Here is a 21411-nt window from a genome sequence, read left to right as displayed (position 1 = left end):
CTAATTATTTCCTGCCCCCCACTTCCAATTGCGGATTTCCGGTAAGTCTTCGCCGTGCTTGTCGATGTAATGCTTATGCTCGATCAACTTATCCTGCATCATCTGCTTGAGATAGGCTCCTTTACTACCCAAATGCAGCAGACGATCCACTACGTCTTGCACCAGATGAAAACGATCCAGGTCATTTTGCACCCTCATGTCAAAAGCCGTTGTGATCGTGCCTTCTTCCTTGTAGCCCCGGACGTGGAGATTGCGATTGGTACGGCGGTAGGTTAGCCGATGCACCAGCCAGGGGTATCCATGAAAGCCAAAGATGATGTGCTTGTCTTTGGTAAAGAGCGAATCGTAATCCGTTTCGCTCAGTCCGTGCGGGTGTTCGCTCTCGGACTGCAACTTCATCAGATCGACGACATTAATTACCCGAATTTTCAGATCCGGCAGATGTTCCCGCAGGATGGAAACGGCTGCCAAAATCTCTAACGTCGGCGTATCTCCACAGCAAGCCATCACCACATCCGGCTCGGTATCCTGGTCGTTGCTAGCCCATTGCCAGATGCCAATGCCTTCAGTGCAATGCACGATCGCCGCCTCCATACTCAACCATTGCGGAAGCGCGTGTTTGCCAGCAACCACCACATTCACGTAGTGTCGGCTGCGTAAGCAGTGATCGAAGACCGATAGTAGACAGTTCGCGTCGGGTGGCAGATACACACGCACGATATCGGCTTTCTTGTTGATTACGTGGTCGATGAAACCGGGGTCTTGGTGCGTGAAGCCGTTATGATCTTGCTGCCAGACGTGGGAGGCAAGCAGATAGTTCAGCGATGCGATCGGTCGTCGCCAGGGCAGTTCCGATGTTACCTTTAGCCACTTGGCGTGCTGGCTGAACATCGAATCAACGATGCGAATAAACGCCTCATAGCTGTTGAACAGCCCGTGCCGTCCAGTTAGCAAATAGCCTTCCAACCAACCTTGACACTGGTGTTCACTGAGCATCGAGTCTAGTACTTGTCCGGCTGGCGCGAGGAATTCATCATTTTTTTCTTCCCGTGCGTCCCACTGACGATTAGTGACTTCAAACACCGCGCCCAAAAGATTCGAGAGTGTCTCATCTGGGCCGAAGATGCGGAAATTGCGCTGATTCAGCTTGACTACATCACGCAGGAATTGGCCCAGTACGAGGGTATCTTGGCCGTCAACGGCACCAGGTGAAGGCACATACACCGCGTGGTCGCGGAAGTCTGGCATTTGCAGGTCGTGCAGCAGTATACCGCCGTTGGCGTGGGGGTTCGCACCCATGCGGCGATCGCCCTTCGGGGCTAGTTCAGCTAATTCTGGCAGGAGTCGGCCATCCTCATCGAACAGTTCTTCTGCTTTGTAGCTTTTCATCCAACTTTCCAACTGCTGGACATGGCCGGGATGCTCGGAGTTCACCAGTAGCGGCACCTGGTGCGATCGCGATGTGCCTTCGATTTGCAGACCATCGACGACTTTTGGCCCCGTCCAGCCCTTGGGCGATTTCAGGACGATCGCCGGCCAGCGCGGGCGAGTCATATCGTTCTTGTCCCGTGCATTGCTTTGGATTTGCCGAATATCTGCGATCGCCTTGTCCAGAGTGCTGGCCATAAGTTCGTGCATCCTTTCCGGCTCGTCGCCTTCCACAAAGTAAGGTGTCCAGCCGCAGCCTCGGAGAAATTGCTCTAACTCCTCATGCTCGATGCGAGCTAACACAGTTGGGTTGTTGATTTTGTAGCCATTCAGGTGCAGGATTGGCAGCACGGCACCGTCGGTAATTGGGTTGAGTAACTTGTTGGACTGCCATGCGGTCGCTAAGGGGCCTGTCTCCGCTTCCCCGTCGCCGATGACGCAAGCGACAATCAGATCGGGATTGTCGAAAGCAGCGCCGAAAGCATGACTGAGGGAGTACCCCAACTCACCCCCTTCGTGAATTGACCCCGGCGTTGTCGGCGCAACGTGGCTGGAAATCCCACCAGGAAATGAGAATTGCGTGAACAGCTTTTTCAACCCAGCTTCGTCCTGAGTGACGTTGGGATAAACTTCGCTCCAGGTACCTTCGAGGTAAACGTTACCCACAATTGCTGGGCCTCCGTGACCGGGGCCAGCGATGTAGAGCATATCTAGGTCATATTTCTTAATCACCCGATTCAAGTGTACATAGATGAAGTTCTGTCCCGGTGTCGTACCCCAGTGTCCAACCACCAGTGGTTTGACGTGGGAGAGTTTTAGAGGCTCCTTCAGCAATGGATTGTCGTAGAGATAAATTTGCCCAACTGACAGATAGTTGGCGGCACGCCAGTAGGCATCTATCTTGTGGAGTAATTCTGGAGAAAGGGTCTTTGTTTTTATGGTTGATTGCCCAATGTCTAAGGCTAATACGCTAGTCCGATCAATTGCTTTCACGGTTCTTCCCTCTTTATTTATCTTTATCAGGATTTGTATCTTTTATGACTAAAACAGAACAATTCGCACGATCGACTACATGATTGCTGACACTACCTACGAAAAACTCTGCGATCGCTTCCAGCGGGGCGTAGCCCATCGCTGAGTGGTCATGCCGACCCAGTACGATCAGATCGGCATTCCACTCTTGAGCAACACTAGAAATCGTTGCCCCTGGCTCACCAAAATGGTGTTGATATTCAGTTGAAATATTTCGAGCAGTTGCCTGATGACAGTATTCTTGTAACCAAGCTTTTGCCTGCTCAATCTCTAGCTGAAGTGTTTCCTCGCGGAGTGATGGAGAAAACCCAGTGTTGATCGGATAGAGTCCAAACGTCCCACCTGGCTGGAATCCTGGATCGATCGCAGTAAAGTCTACAAGGCAATGAAGGATCATCAATTGAGCTTGCTCTTGCTGCGCTAAATTGAGTGCCCGATCGAACACTATGGATGTTAAAGGAGAATGATTAATGGCAACCAGAATGCGTTTAAAGTTCATTGTTTCGAGCCTTCAGGTTCATCTCACTTAAAGTAATCTGCAACTATTGCAACCAAGTATGTGGCGATCGCATCTATCGGGCGGTTACGTCATCGCCAGAAGGCGGGGCGGAGCATCGTCGCAAAAAGTGAGGCTATCCTACCTGAACTTCCTGCTCAGTTTGAACCTTTGCTAAAGCCGCTTTGAGATTTGCTTCCTCGACATTCGAGAGCGAAGTTCGTAACACTTTGCCGTCAAAGGGTTTTAATTCTTCTAGAACTTTATCTGGAGTGACTTTGCGGGCAAGAATAAAGATAGCAGAGGTTCCAGGCTCCAGAGTCTTGCCCAATTCTCGGATAAAGTCGTCATCAATTCCAACATCAGTTAATGCACCTGAAAGCGCCCCACTGACGATGCCAACGGTGACACCCAACAACGGATGGAGAAACAGCAACCCAATCAGCAATCCCCAAAAACTTCCACCTGCGACTCCTGCTGTCACTAAATCCAGAGTTTGCTTAACTTTGAGTTTACCCTTGTGGTTTTTGACTGCGACGACGGCATCTTCCAAGTCAACTAAATGCTCTTTCTGCATTTTTGCCAGCTTGAGCAACACTTCGTCCGCTTTAAATTCATCATTAAACCCAATCACAATTAAGTCACTCATAGTATTATTTTCTAATGGTGTTCTACACGACTTGCAAGCCAAAATGGAATTCCAATTCCCACAAATTGAGCCACAATCATACAGATATTTGCTTGTACAACAAAAATATGAATTGGCTCAATCAATTGCCCTGTCCGATAGATAGCGGCTCCTTGCGGAACTGAAAGCGTTTTGAGGAGCAATGTTCCAACAATTGTTTCGATGCCGACTAACGTCATTAACATTGCTGCCAAGTTAACTACAACTCCTAGTTGTAAAACTTGAATTATTTCTTTGCGGCTAGGATGTAAAGCTGGTTCCGGGGCTGACAATTGTTGCCCAAGATGAACGTAACGAAAGAACCAGTAAATGCTTAAGCCTAAAGCCGCAATTCCCCCAATTGCGGACAGCAAACCAATCCCTGATTTGAGATTGAGGTTGAGAGTCGGATCGAGAATCGCGAACCCTAAAATCAGAAGAGAAACAATGGTTAAAACAAACTGTATCCAAAACCCACTCCACCCCAACGATTGCAGTAAACTAGCAGCTTGCTGCCTCTCTGAAGGATGAGATTGTGATTTTAGGTAGGTAGACATAAGGCATTGCTCTCTAAATCTTGGCTTTGAAAAATAGCAGGTGTGTCAAACTGTGAGGCACACTCGACAAACGCATACCACTAGTCCTGCTGTGTGCGGTGCGGCTCTGAGTCTCTACTGTAAAGTGCGTCGCTGTCCTGAATGCAGAGTCAGCATCCAAACTCCATCAAACAAGAGATTGATTCCAATGAAAGTGCCAATTAGCCAAACTGCGCCAAACGGAAAGTTAGACCAAACGAAAATACCGAAAATAATGCCGATGATTCCGCTCACCAGCATCAATCCCCAGTTAGGTGAAATCCGGCGCATTTGAAATGCAATGGACACTTGAATGATGCCTTGCAAAAAAATGGTAATGCCCAACACTAACGTCAAGGCCAGCACCCCTTTTAGCGGATTTACCACTACTAAAATTCCAGCCAAGAGATACAAAAGACCGAGAATCAGCTTCCCGACGACTTTACCTGCACCTCTCGATTGAAAGGCATAAACGATTTGAGTAATTCCGGCAAAGATAAATACCCAGCCAAATACTAAGGTTGAAGCAACGCTGGCAAAGAAGGGAAAGGCGATCGCAATGACGCCCAACAGGATCATGAGAATAGCGATGCCTACGGCTACCAAGGGTATCGCGGTTGTCCATCCAGAGCTAACAACTTGCTCATCAGTTTCAGGCTCAATAGTTCTCATGTTGATCTCCTTTTGAATCAAATCTTAAATGACCGCAGAGTTCTCGAAGAATTTCTTCACCGTTGCACTCGCTCATCACTTTCTGTTGATTAACTCTCGACCTCCGCAAAATTCCTGATTAGTTCCCTAGTTTTTCACTAGAACAGAAAACATCGAATACTTCCTCTATCTTGCTAGGTAAATAAGTTCAATTTCATCTACCGCTTTTGAATGGTTTATCAGAATTTGTATAATTTATACATCAACTAAAACATTAAATATGACTTGTTGATAATTGCTTGTGGCTTCAAACCCTTATTTTGATATTTCCAGACTTAATTCGATATTTGATATTTTCAAATGAGATAGAAATTAATTTAGATAGCATTTTTTTATTAGTAACCGATTTCTCACCGATATTTAACCGATATTTCAACTTCTAAAATGTAACATCTTGGAACGAAAGCATTTTGGTAAGTTTATTTCAGTTTTCAGGAAATTTTTATGTCCCCTTTCTCAATAAATATTTCCAATATTGTTATTACTAACAAAGAGTATCGCAAGCTTAGAGCTTATGCAGTAGATAATCAAATATCAATTCATGAAGCAATACGGTTATTAATTGATTCTCTTCCAGAATGCTCTCAAAATCATCAAAAATCAAGTAGAAGCCATTCGTTTATTTTTCCTAGAAGGTTTTTACACGTTTCTTTCGATGATAGGTAACTTAATAAATAAATTTTTCTCCAACTTACCTAACTGTGAATTTTTGTACCACATACCATAGTGAATTTTGATTATGAATACTCTTACTTCTTTAAATTTAGTTAAATCTCTAGAAAATTCTGTTTCAGAAACGCCAAATTCTCAACCCATTTATGCCCTAATTTCAGTTCATGGCGACCCGACAGCTGAAATTGGTAAAGAAGGGGCAGGTGGTCAAAATGTCTACGTGCGAGAATTGGGATTAGCATTAGCAAAACGCGGCTGTCAGGTTGATATGTTTACCCGACGCGAATACCCCGACCAAGAAGAAATTGTGGAATTAGCACCAGGGTGTCGCACTATTCGTTTAAATGCTGGCCCAGCAGAATTCATTACTAGAAACGATTTATTTGAATATTTACCAGAATTTGTAGATGCCTGGCTGAATTTTCAACAACGAACAGGGCGCAGCTATGCCTTGATTCACACTAACTATTGGCTTTCTGCTTGGGTAGGATTAGAACTTAAATCTCGATTGGGACTACCCCAAGTTCATACCTATTACTCTATAGGGGCAGTTAAATACCGTAATGTGGAGAATCCGCCGCAGATTGCTGCAATTCGTAATTGTGTGGAGAAGGCTATTTTAGAACAAGCAGATTATGTAATATCCACTAGCCCTCAAGAAGCGGAAGATTTACGTCAGTTCATTTCGCAACATGGTCGTATTAAAGTCATTCCTTGCGGAATTAATACTGAACACTTTGGTTCTATAAGTAAAGAAGTTGCTCGGCGACAGTTGGGAATTGCTCCAGATTCTCAGATAATCTTGTATGTAGGACGTTTTGACCCCCTCAAAGGAGTTGAAACCCTGGTAAGAGCTTGCGCCAATTTGCCTTCAGCATTTCAACTCTATCTAGTTGGTGGTAGCCGTGAAGATGGAGCAGACTTCAAAGAACAACAACGCATTCAAACTTTGGTGAACGACCTGGGATTGGAAGCAGTTACAGTTTTCGCTGGACGAATTTCTCAAGCGCTTTTACCTGCTTACTATGCCGCAGGGGATATCTGCGTTGTACCGAGTTACTACGAGCCTTTTGGTTTAGTGGCGATTGAAGCAATGGCAGCCGGAATACCCGTAATTGCTAGTAATGTGGGAGGATTGCAGCATACGGTAGTGCATGGTGAAACTGGATTTTTAGTTCCTCCTCGTGATTTTAAGGCATTGGCGATCGCTATTCACAGTTTATTACAAAACCCGACTCTCAAAGAGAGCTATGGCAATGCTGCACAAAATTGGATTCAGTCTCGTTTTAGCACTCAGGGAGTTGCCACCCAAGTTCAGGAACTCTATCAATCTTTAACACTTGATACATTTGTTCAAGAAATTATTCAAACTAAAAAGTTAACTCCAGATTTGGAAAGACAAATCCAAAGTTTGTTGAAGTCCAAAGTTTTGAAATCCAATGAAATTAAAGCTCTAGAAAAATTAATTGACTCTTTTTCTAATGGCATTGTGCAGTGGGCAACCAGTTAAATGATATCGTTGCCGGTTAAAGACAGATAATTAAGGGCGCAGTTGTTGCTGGGAGCAGGCTTGCCGTGACTTGTGCCGAGCGGAGTCGAACGGGAGCAGGGGGAAAGAGGTTTATCAAAACTGTACTGTTTTAGTGAAAACAAACAAATATGAAACTGCTTTTGGTGATTGAATTAGATAATACCTTGGTTGGTAACAATCGAGCTATTGCTGCTTTAAACCAAAGGCTAGAAGCTATACGCAATCAGATTTACTTAGTCTATGTTACTGGTCGTTCTTATGCTTCTAGCCGTCGAGTGATAACAAAAGCACGGCTTTTGAAACCCGATTATTTAATCACCAGTTTAGGTACTGAAATTTATCAACAGGGTGTGCTTTTAGAAAAAGATTGGGCAAATCAAATTTCAAGAGATTGGGATTGGGATGCAGTTTGGACAATTGCTAGTTACTTTCCGGCACTGATACCTCAACCCGACAGCGAACAAACCCCCTATAAATTAAGCTTTTGCCTAGATATGGATGCGCCGCTTGAGGTTATCCATGATTTGCAGGATTTGTTAACTTTTACTGGATTGCAAGCGGAGGTGATTTTCAGCAATGGGCGAGACGTTGATATCATACCCAAGAACAGTAACAAAGGTGAAGCAACTGCATATCTGCAAGAATTGCTGCAAGCACAATCAGATGCAACCGTTATCTGTGGAGGTTCTGGAAATGACATCAGTTTATTTCAACAGCCATCAGCTGGGATTATCGTTGGTAATGCCCAAACAGAACTTCTATGGTGGTATTACAAGACACATTACCCTTGGCACTTTTTAGCTCACTACCCTGGCGCTGCGGGTATTCTTGAAGGATTAATTTATTTTAATATTTTGCCATTTCCTAATAGTTGGAGGGTGATGGGCTACGCGCCACCATAGGCCGCAACCTATTCCAAATTAACTCTATCGCACTTTGGAAATCCAGGAGTAGCCTTAGCTAATATCTAAAGTTTAGGATAGGCAATCCGTTGGTGATGAAATTGCTGCCAAACCTGGACAAAAATATGAGCAATTTGAGACATCTCTGCCCGTGTTAACCCTGAATCTACCAACTGATTATCCTGCCAACGTGCTTTCAAGATTTTATTTACCATTGTCAGTGCTGCTTCTGGGGTTGCATCTTTGAGGGAGCGTAATGCCGCCTCACAAGCATCAGCCAATATAGCAATCCCCGTTTCTTTGGATTGGGGAATGGGACCGTCATAGCGGAAATCTGATTCGTGTAAAACTTTTTCAGGATTTTGTTGCTGTGCTTGTTGGTAGAAATACGCAATTAAAATGGTTCCTTGATGTTCGGGAATAAATGCCTGAATAGCGCTCGGTAGCTTGTGTTGACGAGCCATTACCAACCCTTCGCTCACATGCTTTTTGATAATTTCGGCACTTTTCCAGGGATCATTAATCACATCGTGTTTATTAATACCTCCCATTTGATTTTCAATAAATCCTAGAGGGTCATGCATTTTACCAATGTCATGATAGAGAACCCCAGCCCTAACCAGTTCCACATTACAATTTAATGCTCGTGCCGCAGCTTCTGCTAGAGTAGCGACAAACAGTGTGTGCTGGAAAGTTCCAGGAGCTTCATTAGCTAGGCGTTTTAATAAAGGTCGGTTGGGATTGGACAATTCAGCCAAACGAATAGGTGTGACTAGATCGAATAAAGCTTCTAGGTAGGGGCTTAAACCTAGTGCTAAGATGCTCCAAACTAACCCTGCTAAACCGTTGAGGACTGCTGCACCCAGCACAGCATACCAAAGGGGTGCGATCGCAGTGTTGACCAACAAATAAACTACTCCCTGCGTCAACCCAATTAAGATTCCCAAGGTAGCTAATTCCTCTCGCGTTCGCAGTGCTTCTCTACCAGGGAATCGCCATTGTCCCGCCATCAATCCGCCAAGAATTCCGCCAGCTGCACTAGGTACTAAATAATGCCAGCTAAGTTCCGTTCCCATTGAGAGCAATATCGTTAGTAACCCCATAACAGTACCTCCGATCGCAGTACCGTAGAAGCTACCAACAAGCAAACCAATAGCAGGTAAGCCTGTAAATGATTTGGTCAAGATTATTAGCAACGGCGCACTGAGAGTAAGGAGCAGTATCAAGAGATAATCGCTTCGTCGTAATTTGGCGTAAATCCTTCGTTCTACCAGTTTGAAAACAGCCACAGCCAATCCCACGATCCCACTAAAACGAATCAGATGCAGCCAATCGATTCCGCGTTGACTCAAGTGAAAGTGGTCTAATAGAACAAAATCAGCCTGGGTAATTTTTGCTCCAGCCTGAACGATAACTTCACCTTTTTGAATGCTGACAATCGCCGATTCTACTGCTTCGGCTGCTTGTTCTGCAATCAGCTTGGTTTGCTCAATATCTTTAATTAGATTAGGTGCGATCGCCGCTGATAGCAATCGCCTTGCTAAAGATTGTGCTGCTTCTGGCACAGAAACACTCACCTGCATCCCGATTGCATAGTTCAGGTTTGTTTTGGATAACCCTGGATAAATACCCTGTGCTAACATTCGGTCTAAAGTTTGACGCACTTGGATTTGAGTTTTTTGCCAATCTGTATCAGACAGGTTTAAGAAAGTGGCATCGTAAAGGGTTTCGGGTTGAGCATAGACGCTTTGCGTGTTGTCTTTAGACATCGCGCTCAGGGCTTTTAGGCTGATATTATAGCGCTGACGAGCTTGGGCGATCGCTTTTAATAGTTGAGCAAAAGCCTGGGAGGAGTTAGACTCTCGGTAAGTTCGCAGTTTTTTCACTGCTAGCTGCTGGGCAGAATTTAAACCAGTCAGATTGCTATTTTTATCCAAACCTCGTAATACTTGCTGCCATTGAGGTTCTGGTGCTTGTCGCAGGTAAGTTTGTGTAGCAGTGGACAACACTGAAGTCTTAACAAAGGGAAAATTGCCCAAATTTTCGCGGATTTGATTGCCTTTTGTGAATAATTGCTGGAGATTTTGGTGAATTTGCTCATTAATTACTGGGTCGTCAACCCAGACTGCTGAAGCACCGCTACGAGCCTCCCTGCGTCTTTCTTCTGTTGTTTTTACATCTTCAACATTGGCTGAACTTGGTGCGGTAAGCGTTTGGGGAGCTATCTTACCTACATCCAGTTTTGGTTGGTTATAAAAACGGTAGCCTAGTCCACTGGAGAGAGATAGTACGACAAACACAAACATCCCAGTAGAATAGAGACGGTTTTTTAGATGCGATCGCTTACTCTTAGGTCTAGTTTGCCTGTAATCCCTACGAAATAAACTCAAACACCACCCCCAAAAACTACACCACTATAGTGCTTGTTCATTATAATTGGGCAATTATCGATATCAGTGACCAATCTATTTTATCTACAACAAAACTTACTTTACATTCCTCCCCTATCTAACTCACTACCCTACTACCGCAGATATTCTTTAAGGATTGCTCTATTTTAATGTTTTGCCATTCCCTCACAGTTGGAGGGCGATGGGCTACGCCCCACCATAGGCGATGGTCTCCGACCGACCGGAGGTCATCGCAACCTATTCCAAATTAACAATGATGGCTTAATATCAACTTGCACCTGCTGCTGGCAATATTAACAGCAATAAGCCTAAAGTAATCCAAATCAGTGATATTTCTGGAATTAGGCACAATACATAGATTGTCTCATTGCGATTTGCCATATTCATAATTACTGCTAATTATTAAGCCTTGCTTTCCAAATTAATAATATTTAGTATTTATTTTATCAATCTATAGCTTCAAAATCTTTATTTAAACGCTTGTTCTAATTCTTCAGGTGTCAGAGATTTTATTAAACTTAACGGTAGTGGCTGCTGGCTAATTGTATTAACGTAATCTGTACTCAAATAAGGAAGGTAATTTGACTGTTCAGCAATGTATGTTTCAAAAAAAGGAACACTCAAAGCTTTAAGATAACGACGTGCCAAAGCAGGACTTGAACCGATTACTTGTGTAGGAACAGGTATAGTTGCATTTGGTGATTCTGCAATAGTAGAAAAATGTGTACCGCCATTGACAAGTACTAAATATTTATTTGGAGTTGTTAACCAAGTAAAAGGCTGAATTTGCTCTGGTAAAGCCGGAGCAACTGTATCAGAACTGCCAGATACAATCATCACCGGAATTTTGATTTGGCTGAGACTAGCTTTTCCAAAAATACTACTATCAACTGGATCGATCGCAATTACTGCTTTTACCCTTGCGTCAGATAAGTTATATTTAGCATTTGGTAAATTGAGTGCTAAACATTGAAGTAAAAGCGAAACATTTAATGTATCTTCCAAAGCTGGACAGTCAGCTTTCAGTTGCTCAAAATTAATCTTTGCACCCGCCAATGCTAATGCCGTATATCCACCAAATGATTGCCCTATTACACCAACTTGTTCTAAATTTAAACGTCCCTTAAATGTTGAATCAGACTGTGATAATATAGTAAGTTCATCTAGTAAAAATTTAATATCTAAAGGTCTATCAATTAGTTCTCTAGGATTGGTAACTCTATTTGCTGTACCTGCTAATAATGCTTGCAGTTGTCTTGCATCACTACCAGGATGTTCTGGAACAGCAACCACAAAACCATAAGATGCGAGATGTTCGGCTAAATATGCAAAACTCGTTCTATCAGAACCAAGTCCGTGGGAAATGACAATTATCGGACGAGGAGTTTGAGCAGTTGGGAGGTAAATATCAGCAGGAAATCTCCTCTGACGCGAGAGGTCATTAAGTGTAATTGTTTGCTTTGAGAAGCGAAAACTTCCGATTTTTCCCAAGTCCATTAATGGAACAGTCTTAAGTGTAGAAGCTGTAGTTAGTTTTTGTTGAGATTGTTGGTTAATAAATGCTACTGCATTTTGAGTTTGATTTACTAAATTCTGTAATGACTCGGCTATTGCCAAACTCTGGCTTAAGTTAATGGAAATTGCGCTTGCTGGAAACTTACGTAATACATTTAAAAGTGTAAAACTTTTTTGATCTGCGGCTGACAAAATAAGTGCTGCACGAATTGCATAGAACCCTGATAAGCGAGATTCTGTCTGAATAACTTTCCCCAATTTTTCTAATAATCGCTCACCAATGGGTGTATAAAGAAATTGCGAAATTTCTACTTGATTTAAAGGAATAGGAGTTAGTAAAACCTGACGCAGTTGAGTTAGTTGTTTTTTGTCTACATAATGACTATATCCAGCTAAATCATTGTCTACTTTGCCTGTTCTAGCATAGGTTTCGAGCGAACTAATTGGGATAGAGCTTTCTAAAAGACCATAATTAAATTTTAGTCGTTCTGCACCGAAAGCCGGATAAGCAGTTAGTGTAGGTAGCAATCCTATACTAAAAATTCTCAAAGCCAATTTTAGCCAAACAGTTTTTTTATTTATCAAATGAGTCATGGTATGTCAGTTAAAATAGTACATTATGCAACAGTAAAATTAGCGGATAATAAAAGTTGATAGAGATTAATATCCCTTTCAACTAAGCAAGCATGACCGCTATAAGGTAAATTTATTATCTGAGAATTAAGGAAAATATGACTTAAATATTGTGCTTCTGCTTCTGAAGGTAAAAGTCGGTCATTTCTACTACCAATTAGTAAGACAGGTTGAGTAATTTGAGATAATTTATTCTCGTCAACATCAAATTCTCTCATCAGGGATAATCGCTGATTAGCAGTTTCTTGTGGTGCGGAACTAGTCGATTTTGAAAGAGCAAGGCTTGCAGTAGGTGAAATTCGACTTAAATTAGCTAGAAAAGGTAAAGATAAAAACGAGGATATTTTATAAAAAAGTTGAGGTGTGTAAGGAAATAAAAGTGAACCTAAGTTTAACCAAGGTACTCGATGAAATGAAGAAGCAGAATTAATTAAAATAATCTTTGTAAATAACTGAGGAAACTTTTCTAATACTTTAAGTGCCAAACAACCACCGAATGATTCTCCACAAAGATAAACGTGCGATGTCTCACGACAAGACACTTTGTGTCTACGCGGTACTTTTTCTAGTTCTATCTTGGTTAAAGTTGCTACTTTCTCTGTCATTTCATCCCAACTTGTTAGAACATCAGGGGGAATGACAAAACAACGTACATCAAAAGCTGCTTCTAAACCTGCTGTTTGAATATACATCAATTCCTTGCCAGTCTCATCCATTCCAGGTAGAAATACAAAGAGTGGATAATTAGAGTTAGATAATTCTGGAGTTAAAAAATAAGGATGACTACGAATTTTAGATGGCATAAATAAACTAATTTACGAGAACAAGAGTGATAATTTCGATAAGTTAGTAAAAAAATTTAGCTACGACTCAATTAACTTAGAAGTCAAGCTGTTTTTATCTACATCTTTTTGGCTATTGACATCATCATTAGTTCCTTGCAAAGAATCTTGATCTATTTGATCTACTAAACGTAAATCAAGCAGACTGGCGACCCAAGCAGCCGTCAATCCTTGGAAAAAAACTGTCATCATTATTGTCAAAAATACTAAGGCTTTAATTGAATCACCGCCATTGATACCCTGTTTTGTAAGTGAAACTGCAAATAAAGAAGCCAAAGAAGCAGCTACAATTCCACGAGGAGCAACCCAAGATAAAAATAACTGCTGTTGCCAGTTAAAACCTTGATTCCAGGTGGATATTAAAATATTAATAGGACGCACTATTAGCATCAGCGCTAGAACTGTCAGAACACTACCCCAACCTAAAGCGAAAACACTGGCAATTGATAAGTCTGCTGCTAACAGAATGAACAAAACCGAATTAGCTAAAATGCTCAACTGTTCATTAAACTTACGCAATAAAGATTCTGAAGGTAGGTTACTAGCTCTTAAAACTATCCCCATAACTACAGCAACCACCAAACCAGATTCACTACGTAACACCTGTGCCAAACTAAATAAACCCCAGACACTAGCTAAAACGACTAGATTTTTTAACTCTTGGGATAAGAATTGATCCTGTTTGATAATTTGGGATAGTAACCAGCCTCCAGCTATACCAATAACTACGCCTATACCCAAACGCAAAACCAAACCCTTAATTAAAATGAGCGGCTCCACATTTCCACTCAAAACAAAGTGAAGCACAATCACAGCCAAAATTGCACCAATTGGATCGATAAAAACACCCTCCCCTTCTAAAAGTGTTGAGACTTTTTTTTCTACACCAATTTGTTTAAGGAGTGGATTAATTACTGTTGGGCCTGTCACAACTACTAAGGAGGCATAAAGAAAAGCAATTGACCAGGGAAATTCACTCAGCCAGTGTGCAGCTATTCCAGCACCAGTTAATGTCATCAGCACTCCCAAAGTGACAAGATTGCGAAGACTACTAGAAACCTCTTTTAACTCTCCTAACTGTAGATTTAAACCACCCTCGAATAAAATTAGCGCCACTGATAGGGAAACCACAACTTCTAAACCAATGCCCAGTAAAGATGGATTTAAAAAATCAAAACCATCTCGTCCCAGAAGAATCCCAAACAGAAGTAGCAAGACTATACTAGGAATGTGAAAATAACCAGCTAAAACTTGAGCAGCAATACCAGCCACAACTGTTGCACTGATCAGAATAGTAATTGGCAAGGATTCTTCCATAGAAAAATTAAGTTGCGCTGTACAACCTCCTATAACTGAATACTCCTAAATTATGAGGTTTATATTTCAGGAAAAAATGATAGCTATTTACGCTGTGCTGTACTAGCTTTTTAACAGGCTGATGCTGGTGTGAGTAGGCTATGGATTTTACTTCACTAAAGGAGTATAGTAACGCACTGCTAGCGCGATCGCTACTAACTCAATACGCTTGGGTTAAGGGCTACTGGCAACAATTTTGGGTTTTCGAGACGCGATAAATCGCCGTCTCTACAAAGATTTTGTTGCTTATTCTGAACTGTATTGGCTACTAACTCACTTATCTAAATCGACAAGATTGATCTATAGTCGGAGTCTCTTCAAATTGCACCATTATTAGAACAGCTGGTACATCGCCTACTGTTCCAGACAAGTGACCTTTATGACCTTGTGCGTCTGCTTTCGTACCCTGGTCTTCTCCAAAGGAAATTTCGCCTTCCCCCATCTCGACTCGCTGTCCGTCCATAGTCTCCACAAACCAGCGTCCCGACAAAGGGATGATCCACTGGGGTTTCGGGTTTTCATGCCAGTTACCAACCCATCCTACGGGTAGGACGGTAAAGGTGATTGTAGCACCGGACTGTTTCAAATTAGAAAGCCACTGCGGTGAGGTATCCGGGGCTATGCCTTTTTCGATGAAGTCTTCAATTTGACAACGGGATTGGTGACTTATACCGTCGTCGTCAGTCCAGACGTGCCAGTATTCAATTGTTGGTTTGGGTGATGAGTTATTCTGCATAATAATGGCTCTTTTTGATCCGAAATGTATGAAAGGCGATCGCTATTCAATAGCTTCGCCAATTTACGAGGCTTACGAATAGTGTTCACCTGAGTGAATATGATAGTTGCTTATTTAGTCGTTCGATTCAACATCTATTCTACCTTCAATTCCTACCGACTCTATCAGCTTTTCTTCAGGCATAAACTCATCAATCAACGTAATTATCACTGCTGCCGCAGGCACTGCAAGCAGCACACCAATAAATCCAAATAGCTTACCCATTACCAAAAATGTCACAATCACCATTACTGGATGGATATTAACTTGTTGACCCATCACCAAAGGCTGAACAACATGGGCATCTATTTGATTCATTACAAAAAAAAGTATCAATACAAATATTAGTTTTAGCGGTGAAATACTCAATGCTACTAATGCTGGTAAAAAAGCACCAATAATCGAACCAAAGTAAGGAATTATTTCAAATAAACCTGTAATAATCCCAAATGTTAGGGCTGACGGAATCCCCAAAATCAAAAGTCCAAACGTTACTCCAGCACCCAGAAATATCATCGCTATTCCTGTCCCAAAAATCCAGCCTCGCAATCTTATTTCACAAGCCTTAAGGATTCGTTTAAACCTCTGTTGATGTTGCCTTGGTACTAATCTTAAAATCCCTTTCACTAAGGAATTAGGATCGTAAGCCATGTAAAGCGCTAAAATTAATGTCGCTACCAACTCAATGGTTAAACTTAAAGCTTCACCTAAGAAAACTGGTACTCCCCTTAGCAACTGCTCGGTCAAATTCCGTAATTGTATTAGTGCTCGCGAAATGTCAGGAATAAAAGTGAATTTTTGGCGCAGTTGCTCAACATCTCCTGTCAACCTATTGAGATAAGTTGGTAATGTTTTGATTAATTTTTGAGATTCAAATGTCATATTAGGTAGGACTACAGTAGCTAATACCACCACAAATCCGATGATTAATCCAATCAGTAGCAAAACAGCAACATTCTGTGATTTGACTAACTTTTGTAAAAATCGTAGTAGAGTTCGCAAAATTAAAGCGATCAATGCTGCAATAACTAAAAGTTCTAATACTGGTAAAAGTTGATATAAAATGTAGAGTGCCGCAGCTACTATTACTGCCAATGGCGCACCACGAGTTAACTGCGACCATCCATTGTCTGTATCTCTGGAATTCGACATTACTATCACTTCTTATTATGTTTTAATTACGAATTACGAAATTGCAACCGTATAATTCCGTCCTTCCCATTTGCTGCTTTCAATCCAGAAAAAGGTAAAGTTTATTGGCTGTTCCTGATTATCAGAAATAGATATATCTACAAAATTTACTCCTAATTTTGTAGAATTTGCAGGTGTATCTTTTACGGTTTGCCAATTATCATCCGACCAATGCAAATGAAAAGATGCTAAAGCATGAATTCGCAATGTATAACCTTTTTTAACTTTCTCTATTTGTCGGTTAAACTTCCAAATTTCAAATGATTTACACTCTCGTCTTTCGCCTAGATATCGATTCGCCACCTCTGGAATCAAATCAAATACCTGACCATCATGAGTTGACCGCAACATCTTGATATACTCCGAATGCGCCCACATCAAAGGCATTGCCGAACCTGTTGGTTTTCCTAAATACAGATGGTTTTCAGGTATATCTGCTTCATCCCAAACCTGTTCGGGTAGTAAACAAGTATCTGATGCAAATCCTTCCATCGCCTTGATATATGTTTTGACATCGCCGCCAACAGCTAATTCATAATGTCCCCGTTCTCCTGTTAAGAGAGGCCAAGCGCGTCCCTTACCAAAACTGGTATAAGGACTGCTGTCTTCTTGTTGTCCGTAGCCGTCGTGGTTGTAACGATGCCAACAAGGCCCAGCAGATGTATCTACTTTTAAAACTGCATCAATTACTTTGACAGAATCAACAATAATCGGGTCATCAGGCTTGCGAATTCCATAGCGTACTAATTGCAAAAACCCACCATCAACAATTTCCTTCGCGGGAAATTCTGACGGTTCACCAGGTGGTTGACTGCTGATAACCAGAGTTCCTTGGTTAGGATTTTCGTTGGGTTGAGGATTATTAATATCTGTAGGAGTAATCCGAATGTAATGGCGTTTGATGCCAGAAACTAAAGTTCCTTCAGTAGTAACTGTCCAAGCTTCGATGTGAGATTCTAAAAAATCAGCGTATTCTTCGATAAAGTTTGCTGTTGCTTCATCGCCACGTTCACGAACAAATTGAGCAGCACAAATTAAGGCGGCAATATTAGATGCTAATGTTGATGGTGAATAACCACTATTTTCTTCCCAGCGTTCTTGTTGGGTAGCTGGGCCATGACGAATTAAATAACCCGCCGCCCGTAAAATCATCGGATAAATATCGAAGTTTAAACAAGTTTTCTGTTGGTGCAATAGCCATGCTAACAGAATGGGAAATGCCACCTCGTCAAGCTGGATGCCTGTCCAATAAGGTTTACCATCAACCCAGAAGTTTTGGGGAAAACCGCCATCTTCCTGCTGACTAGTGGCGAGATAAATTAGCGATCGCACTGCTGTATCAGTTTTGCCAGCAGCCACTAAACCTGATACACTGCTAACCATATCCCGCGTCCAGACAAGGTGATATCCTCCTTGGTCTTGGTCGTCTTTGGCTTCACCCCAAGGGATAGCTAGAGATGCAATTAATGCACCGGGATAGGTTTTATCTTCGTGTGCCAACAACAGACTAATGCTGTTGTGATACAACTTACCCTCATCATAAGAACTATTTTCTAATGAATGGATGCTGTCGCGCGATCGCTTCCACTGCTCGTTATATAGCTGCTTCTGCTTTTCAAAAGGAATATTGAGTGACTGAAATAGTGTGGAAATTGCGTTGTGCAGATTTGTCCCAAATGCCAATCCTAAAGTAAACTCTTTAGTGCTATCTAAATTTAGTTCTCCAGTCAGAGCCAGGTTGCCATCTACAGCACTGTCAAACTCCCAATCCATCTGAAAATTATCAGCTAAATCTGACCAACCATCACTTTCACCAACGTAGCCACAAGAAATCCGGGTAAAGGGAATTGTTGCACCCAGCGCTAACCATCTTCCTCCTTTCTCGGCTGTGAGAATTCGATGTCCAGCAACTTGTACAGCGTAACCATTATTCCCTCTACCTCCAACTTCCAGATGTGGCGCACACAAAGCGTATAGCTGGAGTTGGGAAATAAAATCGCTATCTCCTGTTAATTTTGTGCGTTGTAAAATACAGGATAAATGCGGGTCAGCAATTACTTCTTTGATTACAGCATAACGCCCTTGTGGATCGGAATTAGTAATGCGATATCCTAAACCATGAGTCCACATCGGTTCAACTTTTGATTCAAGATGGCGCTTCTCTTCGTGAAAAAAGCTTTTTCCATCAGAAATTAAATACTGCAAGTCCCGAACTTGGGGACTGTCTACTGTGGGATGGTAGACTTCAGTAACAACACCATTCCAAATAGTAAACCAAATGTTACTAGAGGTAGAGTAAGCTGTGCCGACTCCATCTTTATTCGCATGAGTCCATCGAGGATCGATACCCGGTGAGCCAAAAGCCTGTCCTTGACTAAGAATTTTTACCATAATTTGTTGTGCAGTTCAGTGCTGTAGTTGATATTTATTTGATTAAAAAATTATTGAGAACGTTGAGAAGTTCTTCGAGCAGTAGTTAAGGATTTAGCTTCAATAAAAATTTGTTTGATTTCAGGATGCTTTTGGCGAATACTTGCTTCTAAACTTTCTACAGTTAAAGCTATTTCTTCACCTGTAAGATTGTGAGAAAATTGAAGTTCTAAGTTGAGTAATACCTCTTGTGGAGCAAGTTGCATTGTTAGCACCCGGATAACTTCTTTCACTCCTGGTTCTGTTTTTGACAGAGAACGGATATTAGCTATAGTTTGAGGATCGGCACTTTCACCAACTAATAATCCTTTACTTTCTCTCGCTAGTACCACTGCTACTATAGCTAAGATAATGCCAATAATAATTGAGGCAATACCATCAAAATAAACATTATTAAATAAATGTCCTAAAAAGATACCTATTAAGGCAACGATTAAACCTAAAATTGCCGCAGTATCCTCAAATAATATGGTGAATACTGTGGGATCTTTACTGCTTTTGATAGCTTGCCAAAAATTTTGTTTACCCTTTGTCGGCAAAAACTCTTTTAAAGCTACAGTCCAAGAATAACCCTCCAATAATATTGCCATACCTAATACAATATAATTCCACATTGGGTCTTCTAAAGGACTGGGGTTAATTAAATGAGTAATTCCCTCATAAATTGACATCCCGCCACCAATGGCAAAGATGAGGATGGCAACGATAAAAGTCCAGAAATAAAGTTCTTGTCCGTAACCAAAGGGATGACTATCATCTGCTGGTTTTTGGCTTCTGCTAATTCCCAGCAAAAGTAATAGTTGGTCGCCAGTATCTACAACTGAATGAATACCTTCAGATATCATAGCCGAACTGCCAGTAATAGAGGCGGCGATAAATTTAGTAATAGCGATCGCTAAATTCGACCCCATCGCCGCAAAGATTGTTTTTTTAGATGAATCAATTGCCATGATTGTAAATATTAGCTTCTAAATAGGTAAGTTTCTCACAGATTTATTTCTCCTCCTTCTCATAGCATAATGCATCATATTATGGTGTTTGCTATGTTCTTGTTCGCTGCCGCTATTCATCATTTGCAGCATATTCAGACCGCCAGTTTTGAAGAACCGCGCAACTAGTAAAGCTGCTAGAGCCAAAAACAAAATATTCAATGTTGTAGTGTAGTTAAATTGGATAGATGCCTCAACTACTTTGGCGTTGTGTTCTTGTGGTATTAACCCCAAAACTTGGAACAGAACTTCAATGATTAATGCCGCACTTACCATCGCTGTGTAGAAAGCGATCGCTAGAAATATGCTAACTTTTAAACCGTAATATTTGCGGTAAATATTCAAAATTGGTAGTATAATCAGGTCGGCAAAAATAAATGCTACTACACCTCCAAAGCTAATACCTCCATTCCACAGCACAGCCGCTAGAGGAACATTCCCCACAGAACAAACAAAGGAAAATATCGCTACAATTGGCCCGACAATTGGCCCCCATAACTTCGACCATATAGGGTGATCTGTGAGAAAGAATGCTTGCCAAAAGTCGTTGGATACCCAAGCAGCCAAAGCACCTGCAATTACTAATCCCAGTGCAATATCTAACCACACAGAAACCCAGTCCATAACAAAGTAGTGGCTAATAGATGTAAACCCTTTATCAGAAAAAATTCTTTGCCAAATAGAACCTTCTGTTACTGACATATCCATATTGGCGTGTCCTTCCATTTTGCCAGAGAGTCCCCGGTTGGCTTGCTGTTTAGCTGATTTCACCATCTGGGGTTTTAGGAATACTTTAAACAGAAATACCAGTATGGCAATCATCAACAGCCCACCGACATACTCAGCTAGGGTAAATTGCCACCCCATTAATACTGCCAAGATAATGCCCAGTTCAATGACTAAATTAGTTGAGGCAAATTGAAATGCGATCGCTGCTGTAAAGTTACCACCTTTGCGAAAGATGGAACGGGTAAGGGCGACAGAAGCATAAGAACATGACGATGAAGCTGCACCCAAACCACAGGCTACTGCAATCGATTTTGGTGACGCATCTGGTAGTAGTCGGCTCATTTCCCCTTTAGAAATTACCGCTTGAACAATCCCTGATAGTGTAAAACCAAGAATGAGCGCCCAAAGAATTTCCCAGAACATAGAAAATGTCATGCTGAGTGCTAGGAAAATTCCATTTATGGGGTCGCTGAAAGGGTTTATAATGTTCATTTTTATCAATTATCAGAATAGTTTTATCCCAATT

General features: G+C 41.7%; 16 protein-coding genes and 1 pseudogene. 2 read left to right on the top strand and 15 right to left on the bottom strand.

Annotated features, from left to right (window positions below; genetic code table 11):
- The 6 genes from V7K50_RS09550 to V7K50_RS30660 all read right to left on the bottom strand — a co-directional run bounded on the left by V7K50_RS09550 (position 1) and on the right by V7K50_RS30660 (position 4946).
- Complete coding sequence (locus V7K50_RS09550; RefSeq protein WP_334959411.1) at positions 1 to 2412, bottom strand: phosphoketolase family protein; 2412 nt, start codon at positions 2410 to 2412, stop codon at positions 1 to 3.
- A 22-nt stretch (positions 2413 to 2434) separates the two neighbouring features.
- Complete coding sequence (locus V7K50_RS09545; RefSeq protein ID WP_334959393.1) at positions 2435 to 2959, bottom strand: universal stress protein; 525 nt, start codon at positions 2957 to 2959, stop codon at positions 2435 to 2437.
- Between the two features lie 133 nt (positions 2960 to 3092).
- Positions 3093 to 3605 (bottom strand): DUF1269 domain-containing protein, encoded by a 513-nt coding sequence (locus V7K50_RS09540; protein WP_334700529.1) that lies wholly within the window; start codon positions 3603 to 3605, stop codon positions 3093 to 3095.
- 11 nt (positions 3606 to 3616) lie between these two features.
- A complete protein-coding gene (locus V7K50_RS09535) occupies positions 3617 to 4180 on the bottom strand; it encodes a DUF3611 family protein (protein ID WP_334700528.1) in 564 nt (187 codons plus the stop codon).
- Between the two features lie 114 nt (positions 4181 to 4294).
- Positions 4295 to 4870 carry an HdeD family acid-resistance protein gene (locus V7K50_RS09530; protein ID WP_334959391.1) on the bottom strand — a complete coding sequence of 192 codons (576 nt, stop codon included), beginning with the start codon at positions 4868 to 4870 and terminating at the stop codon, positions 4295 to 4297.
- On the bottom strand, positions 4857 to 4946 hold the full coding sequence (locus V7K50_RS30660) for a hypothetical protein (RefSeq protein WP_363318227.1): 90 nt from the start codon (positions 4944 to 4946) through the stop codon (positions 4857 to 4859). Before V7K50_RS30660 ends, V7K50_RS09530 begins: the two co-directional genes overlap by 14 nt.
- Before the next feature lie 702 nt (positions 4947 to 5648).
- On the opposite strand from V7K50_RS30660, the gene V7K50_RS09525 reads away from it, so the two are divergent.
- A complete protein-coding gene (locus V7K50_RS09525; RefSeq protein WP_334959389.1) occupies positions 5649 to 7091 on the top strand; it encodes a glycosyltransferase in 1443 nt (480 codons plus the stop codon).
- A gap of 149 nt (positions 7092 to 7240) precedes the next feature.
- The gene (locus V7K50_RS09520; RefSeq protein ID WP_334959387.1) at positions 7241 to 8014 is read left to right on the top strand and encodes a sucrose-phosphate phosphatase; all 774 of its coding nucleotides are present in this window, start codon (positions 7241 to 7243) and stop codon (positions 8012 to 8014) included.
- A 65-nt stretch (positions 8015 to 8079) separates the two neighbouring features.
- On the opposite strand, the gene V7K50_RS09515 is transcribed toward V7K50_RS09520, so the two are convergent.
- The 9 genes and pseudogenes from V7K50_RS09515 to V7K50_RS09475 all read right to left on the bottom strand — a co-directional run bounded on the left by V7K50_RS09515 (position 8080) and on the right by V7K50_RS09475 (position 21377).
- Positions 8080 to 10320, bottom strand: coding sequence for an HD family phosphohydrolase (locus V7K50_RS09515; RefSeq protein WP_442944566.1), 2241 nt, complete (start codon positions 10318 to 10320; stop codon positions 8080 to 8082).
- A gap of 573 nt (positions 10321 to 10893) precedes the next feature.
- A complete protein-coding gene (locus V7K50_RS09510) occupies positions 10894 to 12534 on the bottom strand; it encodes an alpha/beta hydrolase (protein ID WP_334959383.1) in 1641 nt (546 codons plus the stop codon).
- Positions 12535 to 12557: 23 nt separating this feature from the next.
- Positions 12558 to 13376, bottom strand: a complete 819-nt coding sequence (locus V7K50_RS09505; protein WP_334959381.1) for an alpha/beta fold hydrolase — start codon at positions 13374 to 13376, stop codon at positions 12558 to 12560.
- A 171-nt stretch (positions 13377 to 13547) separates the two neighbouring features.
- Positions 13548 to 14732, bottom strand: a pseudogene (locus V7K50_RS09500) (cation:proton antiporter); the annotation flags it as partial.
- Between the two features lie 316 nt (positions 14733 to 15048).
- Positions 15049 to 15507, bottom strand: coding sequence for a cupin domain-containing protein (locus tag V7K50_RS09495; RefSeq protein ID WP_334959379.1), 459 nt, complete (start codon positions 15505 to 15507; stop codon positions 15049 to 15051).
- 114 nt (positions 15508 to 15621) lie between these two features.
- Positions 15622 to 16698: an AI-2E family transporter gene (locus V7K50_RS09490; RefSeq protein ID WP_334959377.1), complete on the bottom strand. Its 1077-nt coding sequence runs from the start codon at positions 16696 to 16698 to the stop codon at positions 15622 to 15624.
- 33 nt (positions 16699 to 16731) lie between these two features.
- A complete protein-coding gene (locus V7K50_RS09485) occupies positions 16732 to 19128 on the bottom strand; it encodes a glycoside hydrolase family 15 protein (protein WP_334959375.1) in 2397 nt (798 codons plus the stop codon).
- A gap of 50 nt (positions 19129 to 19178) precedes the next feature.
- Positions 19179 to 20117, bottom strand: a complete 939-nt coding sequence (locus V7K50_RS09480) for a cation diffusion facilitator family transporter (RefSeq protein ID WP_334959373.1) — start codon at positions 20115 to 20117, stop codon at positions 19179 to 19181.
- 18 nt (positions 20118 to 20135) lie between these two features.
- On the bottom strand, positions 20136 to 21377 hold the full coding sequence (locus V7K50_RS09475; RefSeq protein WP_334959371.1) for a permease: 1242 nt from the start codon (positions 21375 to 21377) through the stop codon (positions 20136 to 20138).
- Positions 21378 to 21411 lie beyond the last annotated feature (34 nt).

Origin of the sequence: Nostoc sp. (assembly GCF_036917135.1) — a bacterium.
Lineage (GTDB): Bacteria > Cyanobacteriota > Cyanobacteriia > Cyanobacteriales > Nostocaceae > Nostoc.
This window is presented reverse-complemented; position numbering and strand designations above follow the sequence as displayed.

Excerpts from the sequence above, each read along its gene's own strand:
- V7K50_RS09545 (WP_334959393.1), bottom strand. The coding sequence starts at position 2,959 with ATGAACTTTAAACGCATTCTGGTTGCCATTAATCATTCTCCTTTAACA.
- V7K50_RS09540 (WP_334700529.1), bottom strand. The coding sequence starts at position 3,605 with ATGAGTGACTTAATTGTGATTGGGTTTAATGATGAATTTAAAGCGGAC.
- V7K50_RS09535 (WP_334700528.1), bottom strand. The coding sequence starts at position 4,180 with ATGTCTACCTACCTAAAATCACAATCTCATCCTTCAGAGAGGCAGCAA.
- V7K50_RS09530 (WP_334959391.1), bottom strand. The coding sequence starts at position 4,870 with ATGAGAACTATTGAGCCTGAAACTGATGAGCAAGTTGTTAGCTCTGGA.
- V7K50_RS30660 (WP_363318227.1), bottom strand. The coding sequence starts at position 4,946 with ATGAGCGAGTGCAACGGTGAAGAAATTCTTCGAGAACTCTGCGGTCAT.
- V7K50_RS09525 (WP_334959389.1), top strand. The coding sequence starts at position 5,649 with ATGAATACTCTTACTTCTTTAAATTTAGTTAAATCTCTAGAAAATTCT.
- V7K50_RS09520 (WP_334959387.1), top strand. The coding sequence starts at position 7,241 with ATGAAACTGCTTTTGGTGATTGAATTAGATAATACCTTGGTTGGTAAC.
- V7K50_RS09515 (WP_442944566.1), bottom strand. The coding sequence starts at position 10,320 with ATGTTTGTGTTTGTCGTACTATCTCTCTCCAGTGGACTAGGCTACCGT.
- V7K50_RS09510 (WP_334959383.1), bottom strand. The coding sequence starts at position 12,534 with ATGACTCATTTGATAAATAAAAAAACTGTTTGGCTAAAATTGGCTTTG.
- V7K50_RS09505 (WP_334959381.1), bottom strand. The coding sequence starts at position 13,376 with ATGCCATCTAAAATTCGTAGTCATCCTTATTTTTTAACTCCAGAATTA.
- V7K50_RS09495 (WP_334959379.1), bottom strand. The coding sequence starts at position 15,507 with ATGCAGAATAACTCATCACCCAAACCAACAATTGAATACTGGCACGTC.
- V7K50_RS09490 (WP_334959377.1), bottom strand. The coding sequence starts at position 16,698 with ATGTCGAATTCCAGAGATACAGACAATGGATGGTCGCAGTTAACTCGT.
- V7K50_RS09485 (WP_334959375.1), bottom strand. The coding sequence starts at position 19,128 with ATGGTAAAAATTCTTAGTCAAGGACAGGCTTTTGGCTCACCGGGTATC.
- V7K50_RS09480 (WP_334959373.1), bottom strand. The coding sequence starts at position 20,117 with ATGGCAATTGATTCATCTAAAAAAACAATCTTTGCGGCGATGGGGTCG.
- V7K50_RS09475 (WP_334959371.1), bottom strand. The coding sequence starts at position 21,377 with ATGAACATTATAAACCCTTTCAGCGACCCCATAAATGGAATTTTCCTA.